26 protein-coding genes are annotated in these 27000 nt (G+C 70.6%); 6 read left to right on the top strand and 20 right to left on the bottom strand.

What is annotated here, in order from left to right; translation table 11 throughout:
• Positions 1-17: 17 nt before the first annotated feature.
• The 16 genes from OG884_RS32930 to OG884_RS32855 all read right to left on the bottom strand — a co-directional run bounded on the left by OG884_RS32930 (position 18) and on the right by OG884_RS32855 (position 17486).
• Positions 18-1238 (bottom strand): NAD(P)/FAD-dependent oxidoreductase, encoded by a 1221-nt coding sequence (locus tag OG884_RS32930; RefSeq protein ID WP_326639408.1) that lies wholly within the window; start codon positions 1236-1238, stop codon positions 18-20.
• Positions 1235-1426, bottom strand: coding sequence for a ferredoxin (locus tag OG884_RS32925; RefSeq protein ID WP_326639407.1), 192 nt, complete (start codon positions 1424-1426; stop codon positions 1235-1237). The genes OG884_RS32930 and OG884_RS32925 overlap by 4 nt, the downstream gene beginning before the upstream one ends.
• Positions 1427-1452: 26 nt before the next feature.
• Positions 1453-2769: a phytoene desaturase family protein gene (locus OG884_RS32920; protein ID WP_326639406.1), complete on the bottom strand. Its 1317-nt coding sequence runs from the start codon at positions 2767-2769 to the stop codon at positions 1453-1455.
• 4 nt (positions 2770-2773) lie between these two features.
• Positions 2774-3637, bottom strand: coding sequence for an SDR family NAD(P)-dependent oxidoreductase (locus OG884_RS32915; protein WP_326639405.1), 864 nt, complete (start codon positions 3635-3637; stop codon positions 2774-2776).
• A gap of 42 nt (positions 3638-3679) precedes the next feature.
• Entirely contained in the window at positions 3680-4831 is a 1152-nt protein-coding gene (locus OG884_RS32910) for an acyl-CoA dehydrogenase family protein (RefSeq protein WP_326639403.1), read from the bottom strand.
• A 3-nt stretch (positions 4832-4834) separates the two neighbouring features.
• A complete protein-coding gene (locus tag OG884_RS32905) occupies positions 4835-6049 on the bottom strand; it encodes an enoyl-CoA hydratase-related protein (RefSeq protein ID WP_326639401.1) in 1215 nt (404 codons plus the stop codon).
• A 53-nt stretch (positions 6050-6102) separates the two neighbouring features.
• Entirely contained in the window at positions 6103-7296 is a 1194-nt protein-coding gene (locus tag OG884_RS32900) for an acetyl-CoA acetyltransferase (protein WP_326639399.1), read from the bottom strand.
• Positions 7293-8675 carry an OB-fold domain-containing protein gene (locus tag OG884_RS32895; RefSeq protein WP_326639397.1) on the bottom strand — a complete coding sequence of 461 codons (1383 nt, stop codon included), beginning with the start codon at positions 8673-8675 and terminating at the stop codon, positions 7293-7295. Before OG884_RS32895 ends, OG884_RS32900 begins: the two co-directional genes overlap by 4 nt.
• Entirely contained in the window at positions 8672-9883 is a 1212-nt protein-coding gene (locus OG884_RS32890; RefSeq protein WP_326639395.1) for an acetyl-CoA C-acetyltransferase, read from the bottom strand. Before OG884_RS32890 ends, OG884_RS32895 begins: the two co-directional genes overlap by 4 nt.
• Complete coding sequence (locus OG884_RS32885) at positions 9880-11133, bottom strand: acetyl-CoA hydrolase/transferase family protein (protein ID WP_326639393.1); 1254 nt, start codon at positions 11131-11133, stop codon at positions 9880-9882. Before OG884_RS32885 ends, OG884_RS32890 begins: the two co-directional genes overlap by 4 nt.
• On the bottom strand, positions 11126-11347 hold the full coding sequence (locus OG884_RS32880; RefSeq protein WP_326639391.1) for a hypothetical protein: 222 nt from the start codon (positions 11345-11347) through the stop codon (positions 11126-11128). The genes OG884_RS32885 and OG884_RS32880 overlap by 8 nt, the downstream gene beginning before the upstream one ends.
• A 12-nt stretch (positions 11348-11359) precedes the next feature.
• Positions 11360-11836 (bottom strand): aromatic-ring-hydroxylating dioxygenase subunit beta, encoded by a 477-nt coding sequence (locus OG884_RS32875; RefSeq protein ID WP_326639389.1) that lies wholly within the window; start codon positions 11834-11836, stop codon positions 11360-11362.
• Entirely contained in the window at positions 11833-13083 is a 1251-nt protein-coding gene (locus OG884_RS32870; RefSeq protein ID WP_326639387.1) for an aromatic ring-hydroxylating oxygenase subunit alpha, read from the bottom strand. The genes OG884_RS32875 and OG884_RS32870 overlap by 4 nt, the downstream gene beginning before the upstream one ends.
• Positions 13080-14777, bottom strand: coding sequence for a class I adenylate-forming enzyme family protein (locus tag OG884_RS32865; RefSeq protein ID WP_326639385.1), 1698 nt, complete (start codon positions 14775-14777; stop codon positions 13080-13082). Before OG884_RS32865 ends, OG884_RS32870 begins: the two co-directional genes overlap by 4 nt.
• Positions 14778-14849: 72 nt before the next feature.
• Complete coding sequence (locus OG884_RS32860; protein ID WP_326639383.1) at positions 14850-16496, bottom strand: class I adenylate-forming enzyme family protein; 1647 nt, start codon at positions 16494-16496, stop codon at positions 14850-14852.
• Between the two features lie 189 nt (positions 16497-16685).
• The gene (locus OG884_RS32855) at positions 16686-17486 is read right to left on the bottom strand and encodes an enoyl-CoA hydratase/isomerase family protein (protein ID WP_326639381.1); all 801 of its coding nucleotides are present in this window, start codon (positions 17484-17486) and stop codon (positions 16686-16688) included.
• 94 nt (positions 17487-17580) lie between these two features.
• Between OG884_RS32855 and OG884_RS32850 the strand changes: the two genes are divergently transcribed.
• Positions 17581-18612, top strand: a complete 1032-nt coding sequence (locus OG884_RS32850; RefSeq protein ID WP_326639380.1) for an MBL fold metallo-hydrolase — start codon at positions 17581-17583, stop codon at positions 18610-18612.
• Between the two features lie 46 nt (positions 18613-18658).
• Here the strand turns inward: OG884_RS32850 and OG884_RS32845 are convergent, their stop codons facing one another.
• The 4 genes from OG884_RS32845 to OG884_RS32830 form a co-directional block, all read right to left on the bottom strand.
• Positions 18659-19468 carry an enoyl-CoA hydratase/isomerase family protein gene (locus OG884_RS32845; RefSeq protein WP_326639378.1) on the bottom strand — a complete coding sequence of 270 codons (810 nt, stop codon included), beginning with the start codon at positions 19466-19468 and terminating at the stop codon, positions 18659-18661.
• Position 19469: 1 nt separating this feature from the next.
• Entirely contained in the window at positions 19470-20225 is a 756-nt protein-coding gene (locus tag OG884_RS32840; RefSeq protein WP_326639376.1) for an enoyl-CoA hydratase/isomerase family protein, read from the bottom strand.
• A gap of 64 nt (positions 20226-20289) precedes the next feature.
• Positions 20290-21039 carry a 3-oxoacyl-ACP reductase FabG gene (gene fabG, locus OG884_RS32835; protein WP_326639374.1) on the bottom strand — a complete coding sequence of 250 codons (750 nt, stop codon included), beginning with the start codon at positions 21037-21039 and terminating at the stop codon, positions 20290-20292.
• Positions 21036-21488, bottom strand: a complete 453-nt coding sequence (locus tag OG884_RS32830; RefSeq protein WP_326639372.1) for a MaoC family dehydratase — start codon at positions 21486-21488, stop codon at positions 21036-21038. Before OG884_RS32830 ends, fabG begins: the two co-directional genes overlap by 4 nt.
• Before the next feature lie 159 nt (positions 21489-21647).
• Between OG884_RS32830 and OG884_RS32825 the strand changes: the two genes are divergently transcribed.
• The 5 genes from OG884_RS32825 to OG884_RS32805 all read left to right on the top strand — a co-directional run bounded on the left by OG884_RS32825 (position 21648) and on the right by OG884_RS32805 (position 26928).
• Positions 21648-22445 carry an SDR family NAD(P)-dependent oxidoreductase gene (locus OG884_RS32825; RefSeq protein ID WP_326639369.1) on the top strand — a complete coding sequence of 266 codons (798 nt, stop codon included), beginning with the start codon at positions 21648-21650 and terminating at the stop codon, positions 22443-22445.
• 67 nt (positions 22446-22512) lie between these two features.
• Positions 22513-23667, top strand: coding sequence for an acetyl-CoA C-acetyltransferase (locus tag OG884_RS32820; RefSeq protein ID WP_326639367.1), 1155 nt, complete (start codon positions 22513-22515; stop codon positions 23665-23667).
• A 2-nt stretch (positions 23668-23669) separates the two neighbouring features.
• A complete protein-coding gene (locus OG884_RS32815) occupies positions 23670-24824 on the top strand; it encodes an acyl-CoA dehydrogenase family protein (RefSeq protein WP_326639366.1) in 1155 nt (384 codons plus the stop codon).
• Between the two features lie 167 nt (positions 24825-24991).
• Positions 24992-26149 (top strand): acyl-CoA dehydrogenase family protein, encoded by a 1158-nt coding sequence (locus tag OG884_RS32810; protein WP_326639364.1) that lies wholly within the window; start codon positions 24992-24994, stop codon positions 26147-26149.
• Positions 26150-26229: 80 nt separating this feature from the next.
• Entirely contained in the window at positions 26230-26928 is a 699-nt protein-coding gene (locus tag OG884_RS32805; RefSeq protein ID WP_326639363.1) for a TetR/AcrR family transcriptional regulator, read from the top strand.
• Positions 26929-27000: the final 72 nt, after the last annotated feature.

Here is a 27000-nt window from a genome sequence, read left to right as displayed (position 1 = left end):
ACGCTCCTCGTGGTCCGTCACACGCTCTCCTTGGCCGCGGCCCGGCGACGGTCGGCGAACTCCAGGCCCTCGGCCCAGGAGGCACCCCGCATGATCAACCCACGATATTTCATGACCTGAGGCTGGCCGTTCAGCGTGAGCGCACCGACCAGGCGGTCGCCCGCGCGGTAGAGTGCGACGAAGCGCTCCCCCGCGAGATCACCGTCGACGACGCGGACCTCGTCGGTCACGGGGACCCCGACGAACTGGATGCGGGCACCGTACCAGTCCGACCAGAAGTAGGGGACCGTGGAGTAGGGCTTGGCGTCGGCCGGATCCAGCGCGTTGCGCGCCGCCACGGCGCCCTGCTCGGCCGCGCTGGTCCAGTGCTCCAACCTCATGTGACGGCCGAAGAGCGGGTTGTGCCAGCGGGCGACGTCTCCGGCCGCGTACACCCCCGGGGCCCCGGTGAACAGGGTCTCGTCGCAGACGACGCCGTCGTCGAGGGTCAGTCCCGAGCCGGCCAGCCAGCCGGTGGCGGGCACCGCCCCGATGCCGGCCACCACCAGGTCGGCGGCGAGCACGGTCCCGTCGGAGAGCCTGACCCGCTCGACCCTCCCGTCGCCCTCCACCGCACTCACGCCGACCCCGCACCGCAGTTCGGTGCCGCCCCGCGCGTGCAGGGCGGCGCACGCCCCGCCCATGGTCTCGCCGACGGCGCGTACCAGCGGGGTCGGCAGCGCCTCGACGATCGTCACGTCCAGGCCCCGTTTGCGTGCGGCGGAGGCGACCTCGGAGCCGATGAAACCGGCGCCGACCACGACCGTTCTGGCGCCCGCGTCGAGCGCCCGCCGTACGGCCAGCGCGTCGTCACGGGTGCGCAGGGTGTGGACGCCGCGCAGGCCGCCGGTGCGGGGAAGGGCGCGGGCGCCCGCCCCGGTCGCGACCACCAGGGCGTCGTAGCCGAACTCCCGTTCCCCGGCCCGTACGGTCCTGGCCCCGATGTCCAGCGCGGTCGCCGCGGCGCCGAGCGCGAGCTCGACACCCAGCTCCTCGCGGAGCACCTCCTCGCCGCGGAAGGGCGGCAGGTCCTCGCCGTCGAGGAAGGTCTTGGACAGCGGGGGCCGGTCGTAGGGGAGATGGGGTTCGGCGCCGATCAGGGTGATCCGGCCGTCGAAGCCGCTCCTGCGGGCGGCCTCGACCGCCCGCAGACCCGCCAGGGAGGCTCCGACGACGACAAGGTGCCGCCCGCTGCTCATGGCTCCAGCCGCAGTGCCTCGGTCGGGCAGCCCTCGATCGCCTGCCGGACCCCTTCGAGGTCGTCGGCGGAGATCGTCTCGGTCAGCATGATGAGGTCACCGGAATCGTCGACCTCGAAGACGCCGGGTGCCAGTGACTCGCAGATACCGAGGCCGGTGCACCTGGCGTAGTCGACGACGATCTTCATTGTTCCTCCTTGGGTGAGACGCGGGCTCAGCGGCCGGCGCCGACGGGGTGCCGCTCGGTGATCTGCTCGACGATGAGCTTGGCGGTCTCGGCACACGCGGTGGTGCCGCCGTTGGCGTACTCCTTGACCCCGTCCCCGACGTTCCACAGGTTCGGGATCGGCGTGGTGGGGGCCAGGTCGAAGCCGGCCACGGCGCGCTGCGGCGGCCAGCCGTCACGCGTCACCACGGTGGACAGCACGCGCGCCCGCTCGAAGCCGGGCACCTGCTCGCGCAGGTCCTCCATGATCAGCTCGGTCTCGGCCCGCTCGTCGAAGTCACCGACGGCCGGCTTGGGCACGCCGGAGGCGGAGTAAAGGTGCCAGCCCGGCGGCGCCATCTCCGGGCAGAGGTCGGTGAAGTTGGCGATGTAGCACAGCCGCCGGGTCTTGCCGAAGCTCAGCATGCCCTGAGCCTCGATGAGCCGCTCCTGGCTGGCGATGTTCACGGTGATCATCGCGCAGGGGCGGTCCTTGCGCCGCACCTCGTCGCGGTAGTCGGCGGGCAGATTGTCCGCGCCGACCATCTCGACGGTCGCCGCCGGTCCGGCGTTGCTGACCGCGATCCGGCAGCCCACCTCGACGCTCTCGCCGTCACGGGAGATCACCGCGCCGGTGACCAGACCGTCGGTGACGGTCAGCGAGCGCACCTCGCTGTCCAGCCAGACCTCGCCGCCGTTCCCGGTCACCACGTCGGCCAGCGCCCGCCAGGCGCCGATGGTGCCCTCGGGGTGGAAGCCGAACTTCTTGAAGGCGCTCTTGCGGGTGAAGTAGGTGAGGAAGACCCGGGCGGGCAGTTCCTCGGAGCCGACCGCGAAGATGGAGCCGCACATGTTGCGGAACATCCCGTGCACGTTCTCGTTCCCGGTGTACTTCGACACCCACTCGGCGGTGCTGAGCTCGGCCTCGGGCAGCCCGCTGTCCTCCCTGGCCGCACCCAGCCCCTTGACCAGCTTGGCGCCCTGCCTGGTGAGCTTGCCGAGCAGGAACCCCCAGCCGCCACCGGTCACGTCGATGTCCTTGCCGCCGATCCGGTAGAGCAGCGGAGGTGCGGGCATCCGGACGTCGTACGGCGCGCCGACGGTCGCGAAGGTCTCCTCGGTGACGCCGCCGAGTTCCAGCACGATGGCGCCGTTGTTGACCTTGAAGCCGTCGATCTCGTAGGTGGACGCCCGGCCACCGACCCGGTCCAGCCGCTCGACCACGAGGGTGCGGTAGCCGAGGTGGGAGAGCCTGGCGGCGGCGCACAGGCCACCCGCTCCTGCCCCGATCACCAGGGCGTCGAAGTCGTCCACGGTCGTCTCCATCCTCTCAGCCCACCCTGTTGACGGCAGGCACCGCGCCGTCCATGTCGACGATCTCCGCCCAGCGCTCGCCGACCTGCTCGATGGTCGGCACGTCGGCGAAGGTGACGCCCTTGGACTCGAAAAGCTGCACCCGGGTGCAGAGGCCGCCACCGACGACGACCACGGTGCCGCTGTCGGCGAACTCGTCGCTGAGCAGATGGCCGACGACCGGCGCGACGTGCGCGGCCGGAAGTTTGGCCAGCAGCTCGGCCGGCGCGATGTCCTCGGTCATCCGGGTCGCGGCCTGCGGCGCGATCGCGTTGGCCAGAATGTTGTACTTGCGGCCCTCGATGGCGAGGCTGTTGATCAGGCCGACCATGCCGAGCTTGGCGGCACCGTAGTTCGCCTGACCGAAGTTGCCGTACAGGCCGGTGTTGGAGGTGGCGACCACGATCCTGCCGTGCCCCTGCTCCCGGAAGTACGGCCAGGCCGCACGGACGACGTGGTAGGTGCCGTGCAGATGGACCTGGAGCACCGCATCCCACTGCTGGGTGGTCATCTTGTGGAAGGCCACGTCGCGCAGGATGCCGGCATTGCTCACCACTCCGTCGATGCGGCCGAAGGCCTCCAGCGCCGTGCGGACGACGGCCGCGCCACCTTCCTCCGAGGCCACGCTGTCGTAGCCGGCCACGGCCTGCCCGCCGGCCTCGGTGATCTCGGCGACCACCGCGTCGGCCATGGTCGTACCCGAGCCGGAACCGTCACGCGCCCCGCCCAGGTCGTTGACGACGACCTTCGCGCCGGAGCGGGCGAGCAACAGCGCGTACTCGCGGCCGAGCCCTCCCCCTGCTCCGGTCACAGCGATCACGCGATCCTGTACACCTGCCATCGGTAAACCTCTCTGTTCTACGGCGAAAAGTCGAAAACGGAACTAATAGGAGAGCGGAAGCCGCAGACTGTGCTGGGCGATGTAGTTGAGCACCATCTCCCGGCTGACCGGGGCGGTGCGCAACAGCCGGGCCGCGAACCACAGGTCTGCCAAGCCGTACTCCCGCGACAACCCGTTGCCACCGTGCGTCTGGATGGACTGGTCAAGTGCCTTCAGCGACGCGTCGGCGGCGGTGAACTTGGCGATGTTGGCCGCCTCGGCGGCGTCCTGGCCGGAGTCGTAGAGTTCGGCTGCGCGGGCGGTGGCCAACCTGGCCAGCTCCACAGCGATGTAGGCCTCCGCGAGCGGGTGCGACACTCCCTGATGGGCGCCGATCGGGGTGGACCACACCTGCCGCTCGCGGGCGTAGCGGGCGGCCTTGTCCAGGGCGTAGCGGCCGATGCCGTTGCTGAGCGAGGCGGCCAGGATGCGCTCGGGGTTGAGGCCGGCGAAGACCTGGCGCAGGCCCCGCCCCGCCTCTCCGATCAGTGCCTCGGGACCGATCCGTACGTCGTCGAAGAAGACGGTGAACTGCTTCTCCGGGACGACGAGCTCGGTGACGATCTCCTGGAAGCCCAGGCCGGGGGCATCGGTGGGCACCACGAACAGCGAGAGCGGGGCGCGCCCGGACAGGCCCGGCTCGCCGTCGCGCGCCACCACCAGCAGCGCGTCGGACTCGTCAACGCCGGAGATGTAGTATTTGGTGCCGGTCAGCCGCCGGCCGTCGCCGTCGCGATGCGCGCCGGTGGTGACCTGGTGGCTGTTGGAGCCGGCGTCGGGCTCGGTGAGCGCGAACGCCATCTTCTTCGTCCCGGCCGCCATACCGGGCAGCCACTCGTCCTTCATCTCAGCCGATCCGTGCCGCCAGACGATCGAGCCGGTGATGGCGGGCGAGATGACCCCCATCAGCAGCGGCATGCCGTGTGCCGCCAGCTCCTCCAGCACCACGCCGTACTCGGCCAGGCCGCCTCCGCCACCGCCGTACTCCTCCGGCAGGTGCACGCCGAGGAAGCCTCCCTCGCCCAGTTCGGCCCAGAGCTCGTCGACCCGGCCACCGGCACGTGCCCGGTCGGCGAAGTAGGTGTGGCCGTACCGCTCCGCGATCTTGCCGACGCTCTGCCGGAGCAGCCGCTGGTCTTCACTGTCAATGATCATTCTTTACCGTCCGTGGAAGTCGGGTTCGCGCTTGCTTTTGAAGGCGGCCACGCCCTCGGCCGCGTCGGCTGTGGCAGCCGTCCGCTCCTGTGCCCCCTGCTCGGCGAGCAGTTGCTCGGTCAGAGTGTTGTCCCAGCCGGCGCGCAGGAGATGCCGCAGTTCCGCGAAGGCACGGGTCGGGCCCGCGGCGAGCCGCCTGGCGGCGGTGAGAGCCTCGCCCTCGAGCGCGTCGTCCGCGACGACACGTGAGACGAGCCCCCACTCCTCAGCCTCGCGGGCGGTCAGCACACGCGGCTGGAAGAACAGCTCCGCCGCCCGCCGCGATCCGATCATCCGGGGCAGGAACCAGGTGCTGCCTCCGTCACCGGACAGACCGAGGGCGCTGAAGCCGAGGGCGAACTTGGTGCCCTCGGCCGCGAGTACGAGGTCCGCGCAGTGCATCAGGCCGAGCCCGCCCCCGGCCGCGGCGCCGTGGACAGCACACACGATGGGCGCGTCCAGCCGGGCCAGCCGGTCGAGTGCCTCGTGGTAGGGCCCGATCATCTGGTGGACCAGCGCGGGTAGCTCCGCGTGTTCGGTCGAGGCGAACAGCTTGACGTCCCCGCCCACGGTGAAGGCCGGCCCCTCACCGGTCAGCAGCACCGCGCGCAGGTCGAAGGACTCGGCACAGCGCAGGGACACCTCATTCAGGTCGAGCGCCATGTCGAGGTCGAGGGCGTTGCGCGCGGCCGGCCGGTTGAGCCGGATCCTGGCCAGGCCGTCGTTCAGCTCGAAGTCGACGACCGACAGTTCCCTGCGGGGAGCCGCTTCCGCCTTGGGGCCCGCGTCCAGCGCCTGTGCCCAGCGGGCGCTGTCGGTGTACTGGATCAGCTCGGAGACCTGATCCCCGGTGAACCGGAGTAGGTGGGCGAACGCCGCGTCGACCCCGGCGTCGGTGGCACGGGCCTTCCCCACGTATCCGCCGGTCACGAGGAGGCCCCCGTCGGTGAGCGGGTGGAAACCCTGCGGCTCGGCGCGAACGCGGAAGTTCTCTCCGATACGGCCCCAGAACTCCCTCCACGTCTCCTCGACGCCGTGGTAAACACCGCCCAGTCCCAGGGGCAGGCCCTCGGTGGTCCTGGCCACGAAGCTCGGATGCAGCAACTCCGACAGCCGATCCCGGTCGCCGGCCTTCAGGGCGACGTAGAGATCGCGAGCCACCTGTACTTCGTTCACCATGGAATCCTCCACTGATTTAATTTAATCTAAACTAAAAAATGTCCTGATGCCAATCAGCCGAGCTCGGAACCGACCACCGAGACGAAGGACACACAGCCGCCCGGGCGACCGCCCAGGTTGTGGGTGAGAGCGAGCCTGGGGTCGCTCAACTGCCGCCGCCCGGCCTCACCGCGGAACTGCAGCCAGCACTCGTAGAGCATCCGCAGCCCGCTCGCGCCGACCGGGTGGCCGAAGGACTTCAGGCCGCCGTCCGGGTTGACCGGCAGCCGTCCGCCGAGTTCGAAGGCGCCGTCGAGGGCGTCGCGCCACGCCTCGCCACACTCGGCGAAGCCCAGGTCCTCCATCAGCACCAGCTCGGTGGGCGTGAAGCAGTCGTGCACCTCGGCCAGCGAGATCTCGGTGCGCGGATCGGTGACCCCGGCCTGCCGGTAGGCGTCCTGGGCGCTCCGCACCACTTCGGGAAAGGTCGTGTAGTCGTAGCCGGGATCCATCGCCGCGCGTCCCGGCGCCGCCGTCAGCGCCAATGCCTTCACATACACCGGGTGGTCGGTGTAGAGGTGGGCGTCCTCGGCACGGACGATCAGTGCGCAGGCGGCGCCGTCGGAGACCCCCGAGCAGTCGAACACCCCGAGTCGCCCGGCCACCAGCGGCGCCGCGGCGATCTTCTCCTTGGACACCTGGGCACGGTACTGCGCCTTGGGGTTGAGCGCCCCGTTGGCGTGGTTCTTCCAGGCCACATGGGTCATGGCCGCCCGCATCCCCGCGGGGTCGACGCCGTACCTCGCGCAGTAGGCCGGGTCGAGCAGCGAGAAGGCGGCCGGTGCGGTGAGGGTGTTCTCCGCGGCCGTGCCGTCTCCCGGCGGGTCCATCCGGGTCAGCCCGGAGAAACCCGAGTCCTTGAGCTTCTCCACCCCGACCGCCATGACCCGGTCGTAGGCTCCGGACGCCACCGCGTAGCAGGCGTTGCGGAATGCCTCCGAACCGGTCGCGCAGTAGTTCTCCACCCGGGTGACCGGCCGGTAGTCCAGGGCGAGCGCGCGGCTGAGGGTGAGGCCGGACTGCCCCGAGCCGAGCGTGCCGAGCCAGAACGCCTCCACATCCGCCAGGTCCGTGCCCGGTACCGCGGTCATGCACTCCCGCACGGCGTCGATCAGCAGATCGTCGGTGGAGGAGGTCCAGTGCTCGCCGAACCTGGTGCACCCCATGGCCACGATCGCGACCCGGTCCTTGATTCCCCTTGCGCTCATCGCTCGTCCTCCACGGGCCGTGCCTTCCAGAAGTAGTTGTGCACTCCCTGGGTCGTGTGGAGCCTGCGGAACGTCGTCTCCACCCGCATCCCGATCTCCACCTCGTCCGGGGCGGCGTCGGCCAGCTCCATCGTGTACCGCCCGCCGCCGTCGAAGTCGACCACGACGTCGATCAGCGGCGGCGAGGGAGAGTACGCCAGCCGGTCGGCCGTGAAGGTGACGACCGTGCCCCGCACGCCCGACAGCGGGCGCGGCTCCATCTCGTCCACGGCTCCGCAGCCCTTGCAGACCCGCGCCGGGGGCAGGTGGACGAAACCGCAGCCGCGGCACCGCGACCCGGTGAACGCGAACTTCCAGGCCTGCGACCGGGCCGAGGGCGGCCCCGCGGCCACCTCGGGTTCCGGTCGCCGGGGCGCCTCCCGGTCCAGCAGGCCGCGCCAGGTGAGATAGGCGGTGTACGAGACATCTCGCCCGGCGGCGAGCTGCGCCGAGATCGGGTGGGCCTGGCGCCCGCCCTCGATGCGGTCGGTGGCCCGCAGCACCAGCGCGTCGCAGCCGTCCACGGCGGCGAGCAGCAGGACGGTCTCGCCCGGCGCCGCCCGGTCCAGGACCTCCGCCAGGCTCAGCCCGACGTCCGCCGCGCCCGCGTGACCCGGCGTCCTTCCCGCCGGAACCCGCGCGGGGAACAGCGCGGCCCCCCGCCTGGCCACCAGCGGGTTCGGCGAGGAGAGCACCACGTGGTCGGGGACGGCGACGTCCGCCTCCGCGAGGGCCCGCCGTCCTGCCTCCGTCACCAGCGGCAGGTAGCTCTCCAGCCCGAAACGCTCCTCCCAGCGGCGGGCGGCCGGCTCGTCCGGCGTGCGCCAGCGGTCAAGGAACTCCGCGGTCACCGACACCCGGGCCACGATCTCGGCGATCGCCTCATCGGGGTCGCCGAACAGGAACGCCGCGGCCCCGTCGGCCCCGTCGCGCTCGTCGGCCGAGCCCGGCAGGCCGGTCCGCACGTCGGCGAGTACGGCCAGGCCCCCGCTCGCGGCGGCGGCGAGCAGCGCGCCGGTGCCGGACCGCGCCGACCCGGCCAGGTCCACCGCGAAGCCGTCGGCGCCCAGGCCGAGGGCCGCGTGCACGGCCGCGGCGTTGGTCTTGTCGAGGTAGGCGGGCGAGGTGGTGGCGAAGAAGATCGCCCCGGGCCGTTCTCCCCCGCGCGGCAGCCGTCGCGCGGCCTCGATCCCCAGGGTGGTGCTGTCCTCGTCGAACGAGGCGGCCACCCGTGATCCGGTGCCGCCCCCGGTGCCCAGCGCGGCGCCCAGGTCCGCGTGCCGCAGCCGGTGCCTGGGCAGGTAGGTGGCGTACGCCACGATCCCCTTCGGCGTGTTCACGAGACTCCCTCGAAGAGGGCGGCCATGCCCTGGCCGCCGCCGACGCACATGGTCTCCAGGCCGTACCCGCCACCCCTCCGGCGCAGCTCGTGCAGCATCGTGGTGAGCATGCGCACCCCGGTCGCGGCGATCGGGTGCCCGAGCGAGATGCCGGAGCCGTTGACGTTCAGCCGGTCGCTCAGCTCGGCCGGGCCGGAGAACCCCCAGCCCTTGACGACGCCGAGCACCTGGCAGGCGAACGCCTCGTTCAGCTCCACCAGGTCGATGTCGTCGAACGTCACGCCGGTCGCGGCGAACAGCCTGGCCACGGCCGGCACCGGGCCGAGTCCCATGGTGGCCGGTTCGCAGCCGGCCGCCGCCCAGCCGACCAGGAATCCCAGCGGCTCCAGCCCGAGCTCGTCCAGCCTGTCCTCGGCCACCACCAGGCAGGCCGCGGCGGCGTCGTTCTGCTGGCTGGAGTTGCCCGCGGTCACGGTCCCGCCCGGCATCAGGGTCCGCAGCCCGGCCAGCGTCTCGGGGGTGCTGTCCGGGCGGATGCCCTCGTCGCGCTCGAACATGACCGGATCGCCGCGCCGCACCGGCACCTGGACTCCGACGATCTCGTCGTCGAAGGCTCCGGCCTCCCAGGCCGCGGCGGCCCGGCGGTGGCTGCCCGCGGCGTAGTCGTCGGCCACCTCGCGGGTGATCCCGTACCGGCGGGCGATGTTCTCGGCCGTCTCGATCATCCCGGAGATCCGGCCGAAGCGCCCTTCGGGCTGGGACCGCTCACGGCCCCGGTCCAGCCGGTCGTGCAACCGCACACCGCCGGAGCGGCTGCCCCAGCGGACCTGGGTGGAGTAGTGCTCGACGTTGCTCATGCTCTCCACGCCGCCGGCCACCACCACGTCGGCGGCTCCGGTCTGCACCATCATCGCGGCGGTGACCACGGCCTGCAGCCCGCCGCCGCAGCGCCGGTCGATCTGGAAGCCGGGGACGGCGACCGGCAGGCCCGCGTGCAGGGCGGCCCAGCGGCCCACGCACGGCGTCTCGGAGTTGGCGTAGGACTGGGCCATCGCCACGTCCTCGATCCGCTCGGGGTCGATGCCCGAGCGCTCGACGACGGCCCTGATGACCGTGGCGGCCAGATCCTCCACCGGCACCGGGCGCAGGGTTCCGCCGAAGGCACCGACCGGCGTGCGGACCGGGGCGACGATCGCGGCTCTTCTCATGGACAGCTCTCCTTCTCAAGCGCGGTGCGATGGTCGGGGTGGGCGATGGCGAGCATCCGGGCGCGCCGCTCCTCCAGGGACAGCCCGCGCAGGTCGGCCACTCCGTACTCGGTGACGATGATCCCGGCGTCGGCGCGGGACGTGCTGACCGGCCCCCTCAGGTTCGCCACGATCCGGCTGGCGCTCTTCGCGGTGGAGGTCAGCGCCACGATGGGCAGGCCGCCCCGGGAGCGGGCCGCCCCGCGCAGGAAGTCGATCGCACCTCCGACGGCGCCGACATACGAGCCGCGCGCGACCTCGGCGTTGATCTGACCGGACAGGTCGACCTCGATCGCCGAGTTGATCGCGACGAGGCGCTCCTGAGCCGCGAGCACCTCGGGGTCGTGGGTGTGGCGGGTGTCGCGCAGCTCGATCGCCGGATTGCCGTCGGCATAACGGAACAACCGCGACGTTCCCATCAGCGTTCCGGTGACCGTACGGCCCCGGCCGACGGTCTTGCGGGCGCCCGTGATCACTCCGGCCTCCATCAGGTCGGCGACGGCGTCCCCGATCTGGCCGGAGTGGACACCGAGGTCACGGCGGTCGGCCAGCCGGGCGACGATCGCCTCGGGCAGGGCGCCAAGCCCGAGCTGCAGGGTCGCACCGTCCTCGATCAGGCCGGCGACGTGCCCGGCGACACGCTCCTCCGCGTCACCGGGCACACTCTTGACGATCTCGGCGGGCGGCCGGGAGGTGAACACGATCACGTCCAGGTCGGCGGCGGTCAGCGTGCGCGTCCCGTGCGTCCAGGGCACCTGGTCGTTCACCTCCGCGATGACCACGCGGGCCCTGTCGATCGCGGCGGACAGGTAGTCGTCGGCCATGCCGAGGCTGTGGCGCCCGGCGCCGTCCGCGGGCGAGAGCTGGACCAGGGCGACGTCGACGGGAAGGGCCCCGCTCTCGATGAGATCCGGCAGTGTCGAGTAGTGACACGGCAGGATGTCCAGGACGCCGGCCCGGTGCAGCGCACGGTTACCGCCGCCACCGCAGTAGGAAAGGAACGACAGGTGGTCGGCGTGCTCCGGGCGGATCGTGTCCGAGGCGGGCAGTCCGAGGAAGCACCGGAGGCCGCCGATCTCGGCACGCTGCTCGATGAGCCGCTCGGTCAGGGTGAGCGGCTCGGCGCAGGCCTGTCCCCAGATGACCGCGTCACCGGGCCGGATGTGGGCCACCAGGTCCAGCCGACCGGCTCTTTCGAGGATCTCAGCCATCGGCGGGCCTGTCGCTCCAGCGACCGGCCGAGGGGTCCAGCAACTCGCGCACCCGCTCATCGGAGAGCCAGACGACGGACTCCAGTTCCAGCGCGTCCAGGTAGCGCACCCGGCCGCCGCGCAGGTCCTCGACGCGCAGCCGCGGCCCGTTGGCGTCGGTGTCGAGGCTCACGGCCACCTCGGCGAACTCGCTGGCGATGATCCACTGATCCACTGCCGGACTCCTTCAGATGAGGAAGGCCAGGGTGGAAAGCGCCTCCGCGCTGTTCACCAGGACCACCTTCTTGTAGGCCAGCCGGATGTCGTCCTCGACGCGGCGCAGCCGGTAGGTGGCGCGGCCCGACCACAGGGTGGTCCCCCGCTCGCGGGACTCGACGAGCACGAAGTTCGCCTCGGCCACGGTGTCGGTCCCCTCGACCGCGACCACCTCGACGTTGGAGATCAGCCGCCGCATGTTCGACGGCGGCGACTGGGAGTAGCGCTTACCCGTCTTGAGCTGGCTGATTCGCGTCCTGATGCGGCTGCGGTTGTCGTAGATGACCGACATCTGCGACTCGGGGTCCACGTCGGGGCCTCCGGCGGGCACCCAGTAGAGCGCGTCGTCGGTCCACAGGGCCTCCCATCCGTCGTAGTCGTGCTCGTCGGCGAGCCGTGCCTCGCGATAGAGGAAGCGCTCGATCTCACCGGGTTCCAGACTGCTCACTGCGCGGCCCCCTCCTCCATCAGGCCCCGGTAGTGCGCCCAGAAGCCGCGCATCCCGGTCTCGTCGTTGGCGGCGCCGATCCGGAAACCGTTCTCGTCGATGCGCTCGCGGCCCACGCCGCGGCGGATGTCGAGCCATTCGGGCCGCCGGGCGGCCATGCCGCGCTGGTTGCGCTCGTACATCTCCGAGTCGTCGGCCAGCAGCATGCCCGCGGGGCCGACCGAGCCGACGCACTGCGAGAGCAGCCTGCGGTTCATCTCCGGGGCGCCCTTGAGCTGCACCGCGGTGACGTTCTGCACGGTCTCGTCGACCGCCGTCGGCTGGATCGTGAAAACGCTGATCTCGGCGATGAACAGGTTGGGGAAGACCATGACGTGCGGCGCGCCCTCGATGAGGATCTCCTCGGCCTGCTCGCCGTGGAGCGCGCGCATCTTCGCCACGTAGTCGGGGACCCTGGCCTCGGAGGTGCCGAACCAGCCCATGGGGCGGGCGGCCCTGCGGAACTCCGGGCGCAGGTCGTTCTCGCTGTGGCCGCCGCCGAGGTCACGGGTGACGGCTGTCGACTTGTCGCTGTAGAGGGCTCCGATGGGGCTGCCGGTGACGCTGAACACCGAGCCGTGCACGAACTGCGGGTGGTAGCCGTCGGTCTCGTTCTCGACCAGCAGCTTCCAGTTCGCCTTGGCACGGTGCCTGAGCCAGCCGGCGGTGAGCTCGACCTCTCCCTCCGGGGAGAGCCTGGCCAGCCGGTCCAGCTCGCCCGCCGCGGCGCCGAGGTGCTCCTTCAGGGTCGGCCCCTCGGCGGCGAAGCTGGCGAACACGAAGCCCTGGTAGATGTCCACCCGGGGCACCCGGCCGAGACCGAGTTCGAGCTTGTTCTTACCGCCGTACCCCTGGTTGTAGGGGTAGCCGAGCAGCTCACCGGTGTTGCGGTAGGTCCAGCCGTGGTAGGGGCAGCGAAACGAGCTGGAGTTGCCCCGCCGGTCCTCGCAGACCAGGTTGCCCCGGTGCGCGCACCGGTTGAGCAGCAGGCCGACCTCGCCGTCCGCGCTCCTGGTCATGATGACGTCCTGGGCGGCGACGTTCTTGCGCACGTAGTCGCCGGGCCGCGCCACCTCGCTCACGTGCCCGACGCACACCCAGGTGCGGTACCAGATCCGTTCGAGCTCTTCCGCGAAGATGCTCGGGTCGGTGTACAGCGAACCGTGCACCCTCTCGGGCTGGATCAGCTCCGAGTACTGGACGGTCACGATTTCCCTCCTTCAATACGTGCCTTGGCCTGCTGAACAAGCCGAAATTTCTGGATTTTTCCGGTCGGCGTGGTCGGCAGCTCCGACGGCTCCGCGAAGAGCACGTGCTTGGGCACCTTGAAACGGGCCAGGTTCTCCTTGCAGAACGCGATGATCTCGTCCGCGTCGAGCTTCGCTCCCGGCTCTGGAACGATCCAGACGCAGCCGGTCTCGCCCCACCTGTCGTCGGGCACGCCGATCGCGTACGCCTGGCTGATCCCCGGCCGCGCGGTGAGCAGATCCTCGATCTCCTTGGGCATCACCAGCTCGCCACCGCTCTTGTAGAGCTCCTTGCTGCGGCCGGTGAGCACCAGGTAGCCGTCCTCTCGGACGATGCCGAGGTCACCCGAGTACACCCAGCCGTCCCGCAGGGCGAGCGCGCTCTCCTCGGGCTTGTTCCAGAAGCCCAGCATGTGCGTCGGCCCGGTGGAGACGAGTTCGCCCTCGGTGCCGGCCGGCAGGAACTCCCCCGTCACCGGGTCGACGGTCCGGTAGACGCAGACGTCGCCGGGGAGCCCGGCGACGCCGGCGAGCTTGGGCCGGCCGACGGTGGCGGAGGCGCGCTCCAGCGGGTCCTCGGGCAGGGACATCGTCATCGCCCCACCGCACTCGGTCATGCCGTAGCCGGTGACCAGCTCGGTGACGCCGAGCTCGGCGCGGACCCGCTCCCAGAGCCAGATCGGCGAGGGCGCGGCACCGGACAGCATGGCGAACAGCGAGGACAGGTCACGGGTGAGCCGGTCGGGGTGCTCGAGCAGCGCGACGGTCATGGTCGGCACGCACAGGATCTCGGTGGCCCGGTGGCGCTCGATCCCCTCGAAGTAGCCGGCCGGGCTGAACGCGGTCTGCGGGATGATCGCCCCGCCCACCATCATGGCCGCGAGCAGGCCCTCGACGTAGCCGAACATGTGGTAGCAGGGCAGCGAGAACAGGATGCGCCGGCCGTCCTCGAAGGCCCTGCTCAGCGCGGAGGCGTAGGCGGTGCGCTGCACCGCGTCGTGGGTTACCATCACCCCCTTGGGCGAGCCGGTGGTGCCCGAGGTGTAGAGGATGTCCCCGAGATCGTCGGGGGTCCGCGTTCCGGGTGCGGCCGCGCCGGGTGCGCCCGCGCCCAGCTCGCCGAGGCCGTCCACGGTCAGCACCCCCTCGCGGGTCCGCCCGTCGGTGGGGAGCAGCACGACCTGGCGCAGCTCCGGCAGCGTCTCGCCGCCTTCGCGCTCCCAGCCGGGGGCGACGGCGTCGAGCATGTCCAGATAGTCCAGCCCGGCGAAACCGGTCATGGTGATCAGCACGTTGCACTCGGACTGGGCCAGGACGTAGGCGAGCTCATCCTGCCGGTACAGGTAGTTGAAGGGGATGGCGACCGCGCCGGCCTTGGCGATCGCGAACTTCAGCGGGACGAACTCCAGGTAGTTGGCCATCAGCAGACCGACCCGGTCGCCCGGCCGGACCCCGAGCGCCGCCAGCCCGTCCGCCAGCCGCGCCGACCACTCGGCGGCCTCGGCGTAGCCGAGGGTCCGCTCGTCGGTCAGCACGAGGGGACGGTCGCCGAACTCCTGCGCGCAGCGCTCCAGTCGACCGTCAAGGGTGAGCGGCGTCCACTCGGGGAAACGCTCACTCAGCCGCGCACGACGCTCTTCGACGCTCGGGATCACCTGGGAACCTCCTAGGATTATTTAATATTAATTAGATTAATTCGTCAAACGCGCCGGGCCCCCGTGGGACCGTCACTCCACCGGCCTCAATTCGCCGTCGGCGATGGACGACCTGATCGTGGGCTTGTGCGCCTTGCCGGTGGCGGTGAGCGGCAGGGCCTCGACGAAGAACCAGTGCTGTGGGACCTTGTACGGCGAGAGCCGCTCCCGACAGTACGTGATCAGCTCCTCCCTGAGCCCGGGCCGCCCCGGCTCGCGCGGCACGACCACCGCGCCGACCGTCTCGCCCCACCGGTCGTCCGCGACCCCCACGACCGTGGCGTCCACCACGAGCTCGTGCGCGACCAGGCACGACTCGATCTCGGCCGGCGCGATGTTCTCCCCACCACGGATGATCAGGTCCTTGATCCGGCCGGTGACGGTGATGACACCCCGTTCGTCCATCGTGCCGAGGTCGCCGGTGTGCACCCAGCCGTCGGCGTCGACCGCGAGCGCGGTCGCCTTGGGGTCGTCGTAGTACTCGATCATCTGCTGGTAGCCACGGGCGCAGATCTCACCCTCGACGCCGAGCGGCCGCACCGCCCTGGTAACCGGGTCTGCGATCTTGCAGTCCACCTGTGGGATCGGGCGCCCCACCGTGTTCACCAGGTCCTCCGGCGTGTCCGTCTTGCGGGTCAGGGTGAGCACCGGAGCAAGCTCGGTCTGCCCGAACAGGTTGTGCACCGAGGCGCCGAACTCCCGCGACACCGCATCGATCACCGCACCGGGGACGTTCGCCCCGCCGCCCACCACGGCGGTCAACCTCGGCATCGGCCCGGCTCCGGCCCGCGCCGCCTCGAGCACGGCGATCAGAATCGTCGGCACGTAGAACAGTGCCGTGGCCGCCTCCCGCTCGATCAGCCGCAGCACGACCGCCGGCTCGAACCGCTCGACCAGGAGCACGGTACCCCCCAGCCACAGCGGGCCGAGCGTCGAGATCACACAGGCGGCGGTGTGGAACATGGGCAGGGGCGCGACACACACCGCCCCGGAGGGCATTTCCGCGACCTCCACGGTCAGCTTCGCCACATTGACCAGAGCCCGGTGGGACAGCAGCACACCCTTGGGCCTGCCGGTCGTGCCCGAGGTGTACTGCAGCATGGCCGGCGCGTCCGGAGAGACCTCCGGCAGCGCGGACGACTCCCCGGGGTCGGCGGTCCAGCGCTCGGGAGTGGAAAGGCTCATCGTGTGCCGCAGTGCCGGGCACCGCGGACCGACCTCGGCGGCGACCGCGGCCAGGTCGTAGTCGCGGCTGCGATCGGCGTGCAGCAGCACGGCGGCGCGCGAGTGGTTCAGGGCGTACAGGAGCTCATCCGGGCGCAGCACCGGATTCAGCGCCACCAGCGTCACCCCGGCCAGCGCCGCACCGTACTGAATGATCGGCCACTCCACGACGTTGTGCGCCCACAGCGCGACGTGCTCACCGGGCTCTACCAGCCGCAGCAGCCCTGCGGCCACTCGCCGAGCCTCGGCGTACAGCTCCTCGTAGCCGAGCCTGCGCTCCTCGCCCGTGCCGTGCGCGCCGGCCACGAGGGCAAGCGAACCGGCGTGGGTCCTGGCCCGCTCGGCGAGCAGCGAGCCGGCCGTGTGCTCGATCAGAGGCACGCTGGAGTCACGCGGCCAGAAGGATTCCCGCAGTGGCGGTGTGACCGACGGGCTGGTGATCTGGTCAGTGGTCACGGGTTCCTACCTCCGAAATGTGAAGCCGCTCTCACGGAACGAACGATCTCGCCGCAAGGGTGACCAACGCTACCTAATCTAAATTAAAAAAATAAGACCTTCTGTGAGTTATCTGCGAAGGCAGGTGAGCCGGGACACCCGCGGGGCGGGAGCCCCGGCCTCGGGTGCTCACCGCGGAGGCGGGATCGGCTACCTGCCGCGAAAGACCGGAGGCCGGCGTTCCCGGAACGCCGCCACCCCCTCGGCGAAGTCGTCGGTGTCGAACAGACGGATCTGGTTGTCGACCTCGCGCGCCAGCACCTCGTACGGATCGGACGGCCCCTCGACGAGCATCGCCTTGATCGTGGCGAGGGCCAGCGGCGGCGCCGCGGCGAGCCTCTCGGCATCGGCCAGCGCGGTCTCCAGTGCGGCGCCGGGCTCGGCCAGGACGTCGGCCAGGCCCATCTCCAGCGCCTCCGCCCCCTTGACCCCCCTGGGCAGCATCAGCAACCGCCGCGCCCTGGCCAGCCCCACACGCCGGCTCAGCGACCAGAAGATTCCCAGGTCACCGGCGAGACCGACCTTGGTGAAGGTCGGATTGAAGACGGCGTCAGAGGCGGCGACCACCTGGTCGCAGGCGAGGGCCAGCGACGCCCCCGCCCCGAAGGCGAAACCCTCGACCGCGGCCAGCACGGGCTTGGGACCGGACCAGATCGCGCGCACGATGCGCTGCGCCGCCTCCGCCCTGGGCCTGGTCTCCTCGGCCGGTCGGCGGCGCATGGTGGAGATGTCACCTCCGGAGCAGAACGTGCCGCCCGCCCCGGTCAGCACGATCACCCGCACCGCGCCGTCGGTCATCGCCTCCTCGATCCGCTCGGCGAGCGTGATCCGCAACTCAAGGTCGATGGCATTGCGAAGGCGCGGCCGGTTCAGGGTCAGCACCCGTACGGCACCGTTCTCCCCCACCAGGACGCAGTCACCCTCGGTGATCTCACCGGCCTGCTGTGACATGTTCCCCACCCTCAGTTTTTGAATTTATTTTCAAATAATAGAGTAGGGGCGATTCGGACTTCGAGACAAGCCACCGATGCTGAGGAGACGACGCATGACGATCGCAGAGCAACCCGAGGACTGGACCGAGCCGGGCGCCCATCCGGTACGGCCGGGGGTCCATCGGGTGCCGCTGCCACTCCCCTCCAACGGCCTGCACGCGGTGAACGCCTACGTGATCGAGAGCCCGGAGGGCCCGGTGGTCGTCGACTCGGGATGGGCGATGCCGGACACCGAGAAGGCACTGGCCCAGGCACTGGGAACGCTGGGACACCGGCTGGCGGACGTCGCCCACATCCTGGTGACCCATGCTCACTGGGACCACTACTCCCAGGCCCTGAGGCTGCGCGAGACCTTCGGCACCCGGGTGCGGATCGGCCGCGGCGAGCAGCCCTCCATCGACGCGTTCGACGAGGAGCAAGGGTTCTATCCTCGCCAGATCGAGCTGCTGCGCCGCTGCGGGGCCCCGGAGATCGCCGGCCGCGTCGCCGCCACCGAGAGCTACGAGTACGAGCGCGACCTGCCGCGGAAGCAGCCCGACGGCTGGCTGGACGACGGCCAGCGGATCTCCCTGGGCCCGGTCGAACTCGACGTGTTCGCCACGCCGGGACACACCAGGGGGCACGTGGTGCTGCGCGACGCCACGGCCGGCCTGCTGTTCGCCGGTGACCACGTGCTCCCGCACATCACCCCGTCCCTCGGTCTGGAGACCGTCCCCGACCCCAGGCCGCTGCGGAGCTATCTCGACTCCCTGCGGCTGGTCCGGGGGATGCCCGACACCCTGCTGCTGCCCGCGCACGGCCCGGTCACCCTCAGCGTCCACACCCGGGTCGAGGAGTTGCTGGCCCACCACGAGGAGCGGCTGGACGCCTGCGCGCACGAGATCAAGGCCGGGGCTCGGACGGCGTACGAGGTGGCCGTGGCCATGCCGTGGACCCGCCGCCGGCGCAGGCTGGACGACCTCGACCTGTTCAGCCAGATGCTCGCCGTGCTGGAGACCGGCGCCCATCTGGACGTGCTGGCCGACCAGGGCGTGCTCGTCGCCGCCGACCTGGACGACGGCGTCCGCGCCTATGCTCCGTCCTGAGCGCCGTCCGTCCGAAACCCGCGGGGGCGCGGGTTTCGGACGGGGGTCAGCGTCCGGTGAAGAGCGGGCTCCGGCGTTCGATGACGGCGGCCAGCCCTTCGCGCGCGTCGGCGGTACCGGACAGGTCGGCGACCGTACGGGCCTCCTCGGGCAGCCTGGCCTCCACGTTCGCCCCGAGGCCGTCCCAGAGCAGCCGCTTGGTGGCGGCCAGCGCCCTGGGGGCACCGGCGGCGAGAGCGCGCGCCAGCGCGAGTCCCTCGTCGAGCAGGGTGTCGTCGGCGACCACCTTCGTGATCAGGCCGATCTCAAGGGCCTCGGCGGCGGTGAGGACCGGGTTGGTCAGGGTGATCTCCATCGCCTTGCGGAGCCCGACCAGCCGGGGAAGGGTGACCGAGACGCCGGCGTCGGGCGCCATGCCCACCCGGGTGGCCCCGGCCATGAACTTCGCGGACTCGGCGGCGACCACCAGGTCGGCCGCGCACACCAGGCCGAACCCGCCGCCGCCGGCCGCGAAGCCGTGCACGGCGGCCACCACCGGGGCCTGCAGCCGCATCAGCGCCGAGACCGAGATCTGCAGCCAGGAGGTGGCCTCGCGCAGGTAGTCGGGCAGCCCCTCCCCCTTGGTCGCGAAGGTCTTGACGTCACCGCCGGCGCAGAAGTTACGCCCCTCTCCGGTGAGCAGTACGGCGCGCACGTCCGGCTCACCGTGACAGCGCATGACCGCCGTGTAGAGCCCCCGCAGGAAGGGCACGTCCATCCCGTTGGCCGCCTCGGGGCGGTTGAGCCGCAGGCGCGCCACCCCGCCGGAGTCGAGGTCCAGCAGCACCGGGCCGGAATCGATCAGTTCACGTGTCATCTCAGGCTCCCTTGAAGGCGGCGATGCCCGCCGCGGCGGCCTCCCCGCCGAGGTGGTCGAGTACGGTCTCCAGTTCGAGCGCCAGCCCTTCCGATGGAGGCAGGTCCAGCCCGGCGTGGACCAGGCGCTTGATCCGGATCAGGGCATCACGACTGTGGCCTGCCACCCGGGTGACGAACGCGTTCACCGCATCGTCGAAACCGTCCGCGGGCAACGACCGGTAGGCCAGCCCCCAGGCGACCGCCTCGGCCGCGGTCAGCCGCTCGCCGCTGAGGATGTGCCCGAGGGCACGCTGCCGGCCGACCAGCCGGGGCAGCCGCTGGGTGCTGCCACCGCCGGGCACCTGCCCGAATCTGGCGTGGTTGTCGGCGATCTTCGCGTTCTCGTGCACCAGCACGACGTCGCACGCCTGCATGAGTTCGAAGCCGCCTGCCATCGCGTACCCCTCGACGGCGGCGACCACCGGTACCGGCAGCTCCGCGATGGCGGCACAGGCCCGGCCGAAGTTCGAGAACAGCGGGCGCATCGCCTCCCTCCCGGCGACACGCAGCCGTTCGAGCTCGTTGAAGTCACCGCCGACCGAGAAGTTCCCGCCCGCCCCTCGCAGCAGGATGACGTTCACATGGTCCGCGAGCCGGACCAGTGCCCGCTCCAGCTCGGCGCCGAGCTCGACAGTGATCGCGTTCATCGCCTCCGCCCGGTTCAGGGTGATGTGCCCCACCCCTCCGTCCACCCGGCTCAGCACGACCCCGCTCACGTAGCCTCCTCGCCGACGCTCGCCGGACGCGCGAGCACGCTGCCGCGTCCACCGGTCCGCTCGCTCACATCAGCCTCCCGCCGCCGACCTCGAGCACCGCGCCGGTCATGTAGCTCGCCAGGTCGGAGGCGAGGAACAGCACCGCCCCCGCGACCTCGCGCGGCTCACCGGCCCGCTTCATCGGGATGTCGGCCTCGCGGGCGGCGAAGACCTCGGGCGGCATGGCCTCGGTCATCGCGGTCCTGATGAGGCCCGGCTGCACGGCGTTGACCCGGACGCCTCGGTGTGCCAGTTCCTTGGCCGCGGCCTTGGTGAGACCGACGATGCCGGCCTTGGCCGCGCTGTAGTTGGTCTGGCCCGGGTTGCCGGACTTCCCCGACAGGGAGGAGATGTTGACGATCGAGCCGGAGCCGGCCTCGCGCATCACCGCCGAGGCGGCCCGCACGCCCAGCCAGGTGCCGCGCAGATGGACGGTGATCACCGCGTCGAAGTCCTGCACCGTCATCTTCTTCAGTGAGGCGTCCCTGGTGATGCCGGCGTTGTTGACGAAGATGTCCAGCGATCCGAACCGCTCGACGGTTCCCGTGACGAGCGCCTCGACCTGGGCCTCGTCGGTGACGTCGCAGCCGTAGGACCAGACGCTCCGCTCGTCCCCGAGCCCGGCCGCGGCCGCGGCCGCCTCGTCGGCGTCCCGGTCGGCCAGGACGACCCGGGCGCCGTTCTCACTCAGCAGCCGGGCGATCTCCAGCCCGATGCCCCGCGCCGCGCCCGTCACGATCGCGGTGCGGCCCGCCACCAGCCCCGCCCCCGTCACGCGAAGTACCTCACGACCGACTCGGCCACGCATACCGGCTTCCCGACACCCTCGGCCTCGATGGTGGTGGACAGCACGATCTGGGTCGCACCGTCCAGCGGGGTGACCTCCACCAGCCGCGAGGTCGCCCGGAGCTTGGAGCCCACCGGGACCGGCGCCGGGAAGCGCACCTTGTTCAGGCCGTAGTTGACCGCCATCCGGAGGCCGTCGACCCGGTAGATCTGCTGGAAGAACACCGGAAGCAGCGACAGCGTGAGGAATCCGTGCGCGATCGTCTTTCCGAAGGGTCCGTCCTTGGCCCTCTCCACGTCGACGTGAATCCACTGATGGTCATCGGTGGCGTCGGCGAACCCGTCGACACGCTCCTGCTCGACGGTGATCCAGCCGCTGGTGCCCAGCACCTCACCACTCGCGCCGACGAGCTCGTCGAGACCGTTGAAGATCCTCATATTCCCTCCTCGGATGGGATGCCTCCGCACCAACCATCTGTTCTAATATAGATTAAATAAGAATTTGACTTCAAGGCCGGGTCCTGTCACGACCCGGAGCGGCCTCGGCCCATCCGGTCGGAGAAGATCCGGCCCCAGCGCAAAGGAAAGTGGCAACATATGGATCTTGCTCTCACCGGCGCTCGGGTTCTGGTGACCGGCGGCGCCTCCAACATCGGGCGGGGCATCGTGCACGGATTCGCCGCCGAAGGCGCGCGGATCGCCATCTGCGACCTCGACGGGGACCAGGCCGACAGGGTCCGCGGCGAGGCACTGGAACGCGGAGCCGCCGCGGCCGAGGTGGTGCAGGCCGATCTGGCCGAGGCGGGAGCGGCCACCCGCGCCGTCGACCGGGTACTGGACGCCTGGGGCGGCATCGACGTCATGGTGAACAACGCGGGCATCAGCATCCCCGGCTTCGTCGCCGAGCACACCGACCGGGCACAGTGGCAACGCACCTTCGAGGTCAACCTCTTCGCGGCGATCGAATGCACCCAGGCCGTGCTCGTGCCGATGCGCGAGGCAGGCGCAGGGTCCCTGGTGTACGTCGCCAGCGACGCCGCGTTCGGCGAGATCAGGCAGGCCGTCTACGGGGCCTCCAAGGCGGGGATCCTCGCCCTGGCCAGGACGACCGCCAAGGAGCACGGCCGGCACGGTATCCGCTCCAACGTGGTCTGTCCCGGCCTGGTCATCCCCGAGGGGCCCGAGGCCGTCGGCGCCACCAGCCTGTGGGCGGGTGGTCAGGATGCGATCTTCAACGACCGGCAGGTCGAATACATGCTCAAGGCCACCCCACTGCGCCGGCTGACCACGGCTCAGGACATCGCCGGCACCGTTCTCTGGCTCGCCTCACCGGCGGCCGCCCGCCAGGTCACCGGGCAAGTGATCTCGGTCAGCGGGGGCTACGCGATGCCCTGAGCCGCATGCCCCTCCGCCCACTGCCTACCCGGACCCGCACCATCCGCTCGTTCCATGGAGGAAAGAAATGCCCGAGGCCTACATAGTCGACGCCGTCAGGACCGCCACCGGCCGGCGCCGCGGCGGATTCGCCGCCGTCCACCCCGCCGACCTGGGCGCCGCACCGATCCGCGCCCTGGTGGAGCGCAACGACATCGACCCGGAGACGATCGACGACGTCGTGTACGGCTGCCTGGACGCCATCGGCGGGCAGGCCGGCGACATCGCCCGCACCGCGGCGCTCGCCGCCGGGCTGCCCGAGTCGGTTCCCGGCGTGACCATCGACCGGCAGTGCGGATCGTCGCAGCAGGCCGTGCACTTCGCCGCCCAGGCGGTGATGAGCGGCACCTCGGACCTGATCATCGCCGGCGGCGTGCAGCAGATGAGCCAGTACCCCCTCCTGTCGTCGTTCACCGTCGGCGAGCCGTACGGCGCGGTCGACCCGTGGACCGGCTGCAAGGGCTGGGAGGAGCGTTACGGCAACCAGGAGATCTCCCAGTTCCGCAGCGCCGAGATGATCGCGGAGGAATGGGGCTTCTCCCGCCAGGACATGGAGGAGTTCGCCCTCGAGAGCCACCGGCGCGCCCTCACGGCCCGTCAGGAGGGCCGCTTCGACCGCGAGATCCTGGTGTACGAGGGCGTCGAGCACGACGAGGGCCCTCGCGCGGACACCTCGCTGGAGAAGATGGCCGGGCTCAAGCCCCTGACCGACGGCGGCCGCTTGACCGCGGCGGTCTCCAGCCAGATCTCCGACGCCTCCGCAGCACTGCTGATCGCCTCCGAGCGGGCCGTCCGCGCCTACGGTCTCGTGCCCCGAGCCCGGATCCACCACCTGGCAGTGCGCGGCGCCAGCCCGGTGAATCTGCTGGTCGCCCCACTTCCCGCCACCGAGCACGCGCTGAGCAAGGCCGGCCTCACCATCGGCGACATCGACCTGGCCGAGGTCAACGAGGCGTTCGCCAGCGTGGTGCTGGCCTGGCAGAAGCACATCGGCGCCGATCCCGCACGGGTGAACGTCAACGGCGGCGCCATCGCTCTGGGCCACCCGATCGGCGCATCCGGCGCCCGCATCATGACCACGCTGCTGCACGAGCTGGAGCGCACCGGCGGCCGGTACGGTCTGCAGACCATGTGCGAGGGCGGTGGCCAGGCCAACGTCACCGTCATCGAACGGCTGGGCTGAGGATGCGACGCGATCTCTACACCGACGACCACGAGCAGTACCGGCAGACCGTACGGGAGTTCCTGGCCCGCGAGGTGATCCCCCACTACCTCCGGTGGGAGGAGGAGCACAGCATCGATCGGAGGGTTCTCGCCGCCGCCCGTGCGCAGGGCATCGCAGGCCTGGAGGTCCCCGAGGAGTACGGCGGCGCCGGGGTGAGCGACTACCGCTACCGCATGGTGGTGTGCGAGGAGGTGGCCCGAGCCCAGGCGACGACCTTTACCGTCACCCTGGGGCTCCAGGACGACCTGGTCCTGCACTACCTGCTTGACCTCACCACCGAGGAGCAGAAGCGGCGCTGGCTGCCCGGGTTCGCCGGTGGCGACGTGATCGGCGCGCTGGCGATGACCGAGCCGGGCACCGGCAGCGACCTGCAGGGCATTCGGACCTCCGCCCGCCGCGACGGTGACTCCTGGGTGCTCACCGGGCAGAAGACGTTCATCAGCAGCGGCATCACCGCGGACCTGGTGATCGTCGCCGCCCGGACCGACCCGGAGGGGGGCTCGCGTCGGTTCAGCCTGTTCGTGGTCGAGGACGGGATGCCCGGCTTTACCCGAGGCCGCAGGCTCGAAAAGATCGGCTTGCATGGCCAGGACACCGCGGAGCTGTTCTTCGAGGACGTCCGGGTGCCGGATGCCAACCTGCTGGGCGTCGAGGGACAAGGGCTGCGGTACCTGATGAGCCATCTGGCCCGTGAACGGCTGGGGATCATCGCACAGTCCATCACGGGCGCCCGGGCCGTCTACGAGATGACCAGGGAATACTGCTTCCAGCGAGAGGCCTTCGGCAAGCGGATCGGCGACTTCCAGGCCACCCGCTTCGCGCTGGCGGAGATGGCCACCGAGCTGGACATCGCCGAGGCCTACACCGACAAGTGCGTGCTCGCCTACAACGCGGGAGAGCTGACGGCCGTGGACGCGGCCAAGGGAAAGTGGTGGATCAGCGAGCTGCAGAAGCGCGTCGTCGACCAGTGCCTGCAGTTGCACGGCGGTTACGGCTACATGCTGGAGTACCCGGTCGCCCGGGCCTTCGTCGACACCCGGGTCCAGACCATCTACGGTGGCACCACCGAGATCATGAAGGAGATCATCGGCCGGGACCTCGCGGCACGGCCATAGGGCGCGTTTTGTGGATCTTCGCCTACGCTGCGGATCCACCTCTCGGCCGGGGCCTCGCATCCCGGTTTCCCCGGAGGATGCCGCCCTAGTTTTTTAATCTATATTAAGATAAAGGAGAGTAGCCGGCCCGAACCCACGCGGGCCGGCCGTACACGAGAGGAACCGAAGTGACAGCGCTGTCCGAGGAGGAGCAGGCGGTCGTGGCGACCGTACGGGAGTTCGTCGACCGGGAGGTCCGGCCCGTCGTCCGCGAACTGGAGCACGCCAACGAGTATCCGGAGAGACTGATCGAGCAGATGAAGCAGCTCGGCATCTTCGGGCTCGCCGTCCCCGAACCCTACGGCGACGTGCTGGTCTCCACCGCCTGTTACGTCATGGTCACCGAGGAGCTCGCCCGCGGCTGGATGAGCCTGGCCGGGGCCATGGGCGGCCACACGGTGGTCGCGAAGCTCATCGCCACCTTCGGCACCGAGGAGCAGCGGCAACACTACCTGCCCCGGATGGCCACCGGCGAGGTCCGCGCCACGATGGCGCTCACCGAGCCGGTCGGCGGCTCCGACCTGCAGGCCATGACCACCGTCGCCCGGCGAGAGGGCGACGGGTACGTGGTCAACGGCGCCAAGACCTGGATCACCAACTCCCGCCGCTCCCAGCTCATCGCGCTGCTCTGCAAGACCGACCCGGCCGCGAAACCCGCGCACAGCGGCATGAGCATCCTGCTCGTCGAGCACGGGCCCGGCCTCACCGTCTCCCGTGACCTGCCCAAGCTCGGCTACAAGGGCGTGGAGAGCTGCGAGCTCTCCTTCGACGGCTACCGCGCCCCCGCCTCCGCGGTGCTCGGCGGCGTCGAGGGCCGCGGGTTCGCGCAGATGATGAAGGGGCTGGAGACCGGCCGCATCCAGGTCGCCTCCCGCGCCCTCGGTGTGGGCCGGGCCGCGTTCGAGGACGCCCTGCGCTACGCCCAGGAGCGCGAGAGCTTCGGCAAGCCGATCTGGAAGCACCAGTCCATCGGCAACTACCTCGCGGACATGGCCACCAAGCTCACCGCGGCGCGCCAGCTGGTCCTGCACGCCGCCGAGCGCGCCGACACCGGGCAGCGCTGTGACCTGGAAGCCGGCATGGCCAAGCTCTTCGCCTCGGAAACCGCGATGGAGATCGCGCTCAACGCCGTGCGCATCCACGGCGGATACGGCTACTCCACCGAGTTCGACGTCGAACGCTACTTCCGCGACGCCCCGCTCATGATCGTCGGCGAGGGCACCAACGAGATCCAGCGCAACGTCATCGCGGCACAGCTCGTCAGCAGGGGAGGTCTGGATCTTTGACCGAAGAGCACCTCTCGAGCCGCCGGGGCCGCCGACGAGTGGTCCCGGCGGGCGAAGGAACCCACCCGTATGATCGATCGGTGCCCAGTAAAGCCAGAAACAGGTCCGTCTCGAAAGACGGCGCCGGCCCGAAGTCCAGCCGTACCCGCGAGCGGATTCTCGACGCGGCGGCGCACGTCCTCAGCCGTAAGGGCTACTCAGGGACACGACTCGGTGACATCGCCGACCAGGCACAGCTCCAGGCACCGGCGATCTACTACTACTTCGGATCCCGCGAAGAACTGATCGAAGAGGTCATGTGGACCGGCGCCCAACGCGTCCGCCAACACGTCACCCAGGTCCTCGACGCACTCCCCGCCGACACCACCCCGATGGACCGCATCTGCGCCGCCGTCGAAGCCCACCTGCACGTCGAACTCGAACTCTCCGACTTCGCCACCGCCCTGATCCGCAACTCCGGCCAGATCCCCGAAGACCTCCGCACCCGCCAACTCGCCGAAGAGGCCGGATACGGCAAACTCTGGCGCGACCTCTTCCGCGCCCTCGACAACGCCGGCCAGCTCCGCCCCGACCTCGACCTGCGCGTCGCCCACCTCCTCGTCGTCGGCGCCCTCAACTGGGCCGCCGAATGGTGGAACCCCAAACGCGACACCTTCGAAGCCGTCGTCCGCACCGCCCAGTCCCTCATCCGCCACGGCCTCAGCACCACACCGCCGGACCAGCCAACCGAGGAAACCACCCCCCGCCCCCGGCGGAATCCGACTCAGCGCACCTCCTGACCCCCGGGCAGCCGGCAGCACGCCATCCGCTTATTATCTAATATTGATTAGATAATATCTGCATGATCACCT

This window comes from Streptosporangium sp. NBC_01755 (assembly GCF_035917995.1).
GTDB lineage: Bacteria > Actinomycetota > Actinomycetes > Streptosporangiales > Streptosporangiaceae > Streptosporangium.
The sequence above is the reverse complement of the archived record's forward strand: the minus strand, read 5'-3'. Positions and strand labels throughout refer to the sequence as shown.

Bases quoted from the DNA above. Each gene is read 5' to 3' on its own strand.
- OG884_RS32845 (WP_326639378.1), bottom strand. From the start codon at position 19,468: ATGACACGTGAACTGATCGATTCCGGCCCGGTGCTGCTGGACCTCGAC.
- OG884_RS32915 (WP_326639405.1), bottom strand. From the start codon at position 3,637: ATGGCAGGTGTACAGGATCGCGTGATCGCTGTGACCGGAGCAGGGGGA.
- OG884_RS32825 (WP_326639369.1), top strand. From the start codon at position 21,648: ATGGATCTTGCTCTCACCGGCGCTCGGGTTCTGGTGACCGGCGGCGCC.
- OG884_RS32905 (WP_326639401.1), bottom strand. From the start codon at position 6,049: ATGGTGAACGAAGTACAGGTGGCTCGCGATCTCTACGTCGCCCTGAAG.
- OG884_RS32910 (WP_326639403.1), bottom strand. From the start codon at position 4,831: ATGATCATTGACAGTGAAGACCAGCGGCTGCTCCGGCAGAGCGTCGGC.
- OG884_RS32920 (WP_326639406.1), bottom strand. From the start codon at position 2,769: ATGGAGACGACCGTGGACGACTTCGACGCCCTGGTGATCGGGGCAGGA.
- OG884_RS32885 (WP_326639393.1), bottom strand. From the start codon at position 11,133: ATGGCTGAGATCCTCGAAAGAGCCGGTCGGCTGGACCTGGTGGCCCAC.
- OG884_RS32890 (WP_326639395.1), bottom strand. From the start codon at position 9,883: ATGAGAAGAGCCGCGATCGTCGCCCCGGTCCGCACGCCGGTCGGTGCC.
- OG884_RS32820 (WP_326639367.1), top strand. From the start codon at position 22,513: ATGCCCGAGGCCTACATAGTCGACGCCGTCAGGACCGCCACCGGCCGG.
- OG884_RS32815 (WP_326639366.1), top strand. From the start codon at position 23,670: ATGCGACGCGATCTCTACACCGACGACCACGAGCAGTACCGGCAGACC.
- OG884_RS32830 (WP_326639372.1), bottom strand. From the start codon at position 21,488: ATGAGGATCTTCAACGGTCTCGACGAGCTCGTCGGCGCGAGTGGTGAG.
- OG884_RS32925 (WP_326639407.1), bottom strand. From the start codon at position 1,426: ATGAAGATCGTCGTCGACTACGCCAGGTGCACCGGCCTCGGTATCTGC.
- OG884_RS32850 (WP_326639380.1), top strand. From the start codon at position 17,581: ATGACGATCGCAGAGCAACCCGAGGACTGGACCGAGCCGGGCGCCCAT.
- OG884_RS32855 (WP_326639381.1), bottom strand. From the start codon at position 17,486: ATGTCACAGCAGGCCGGTGAGATCACCGAGGGTGACTGCGTCCTGGTG.
- OG884_RS32930 (WP_326639408.1), bottom strand. From the start codon at position 1,238: ATGAGCAGCGGGCGGCACCTTGTCGTCGTCGGAGCCTCCCTGGCGGGT.
- OG884_RS32900 (WP_326639399.1), bottom strand. From the start codon at position 7,296: ATGAGCGCAAGGGGAATCAAGGACCGGGTCGCGATCGTGGCCATGGGG.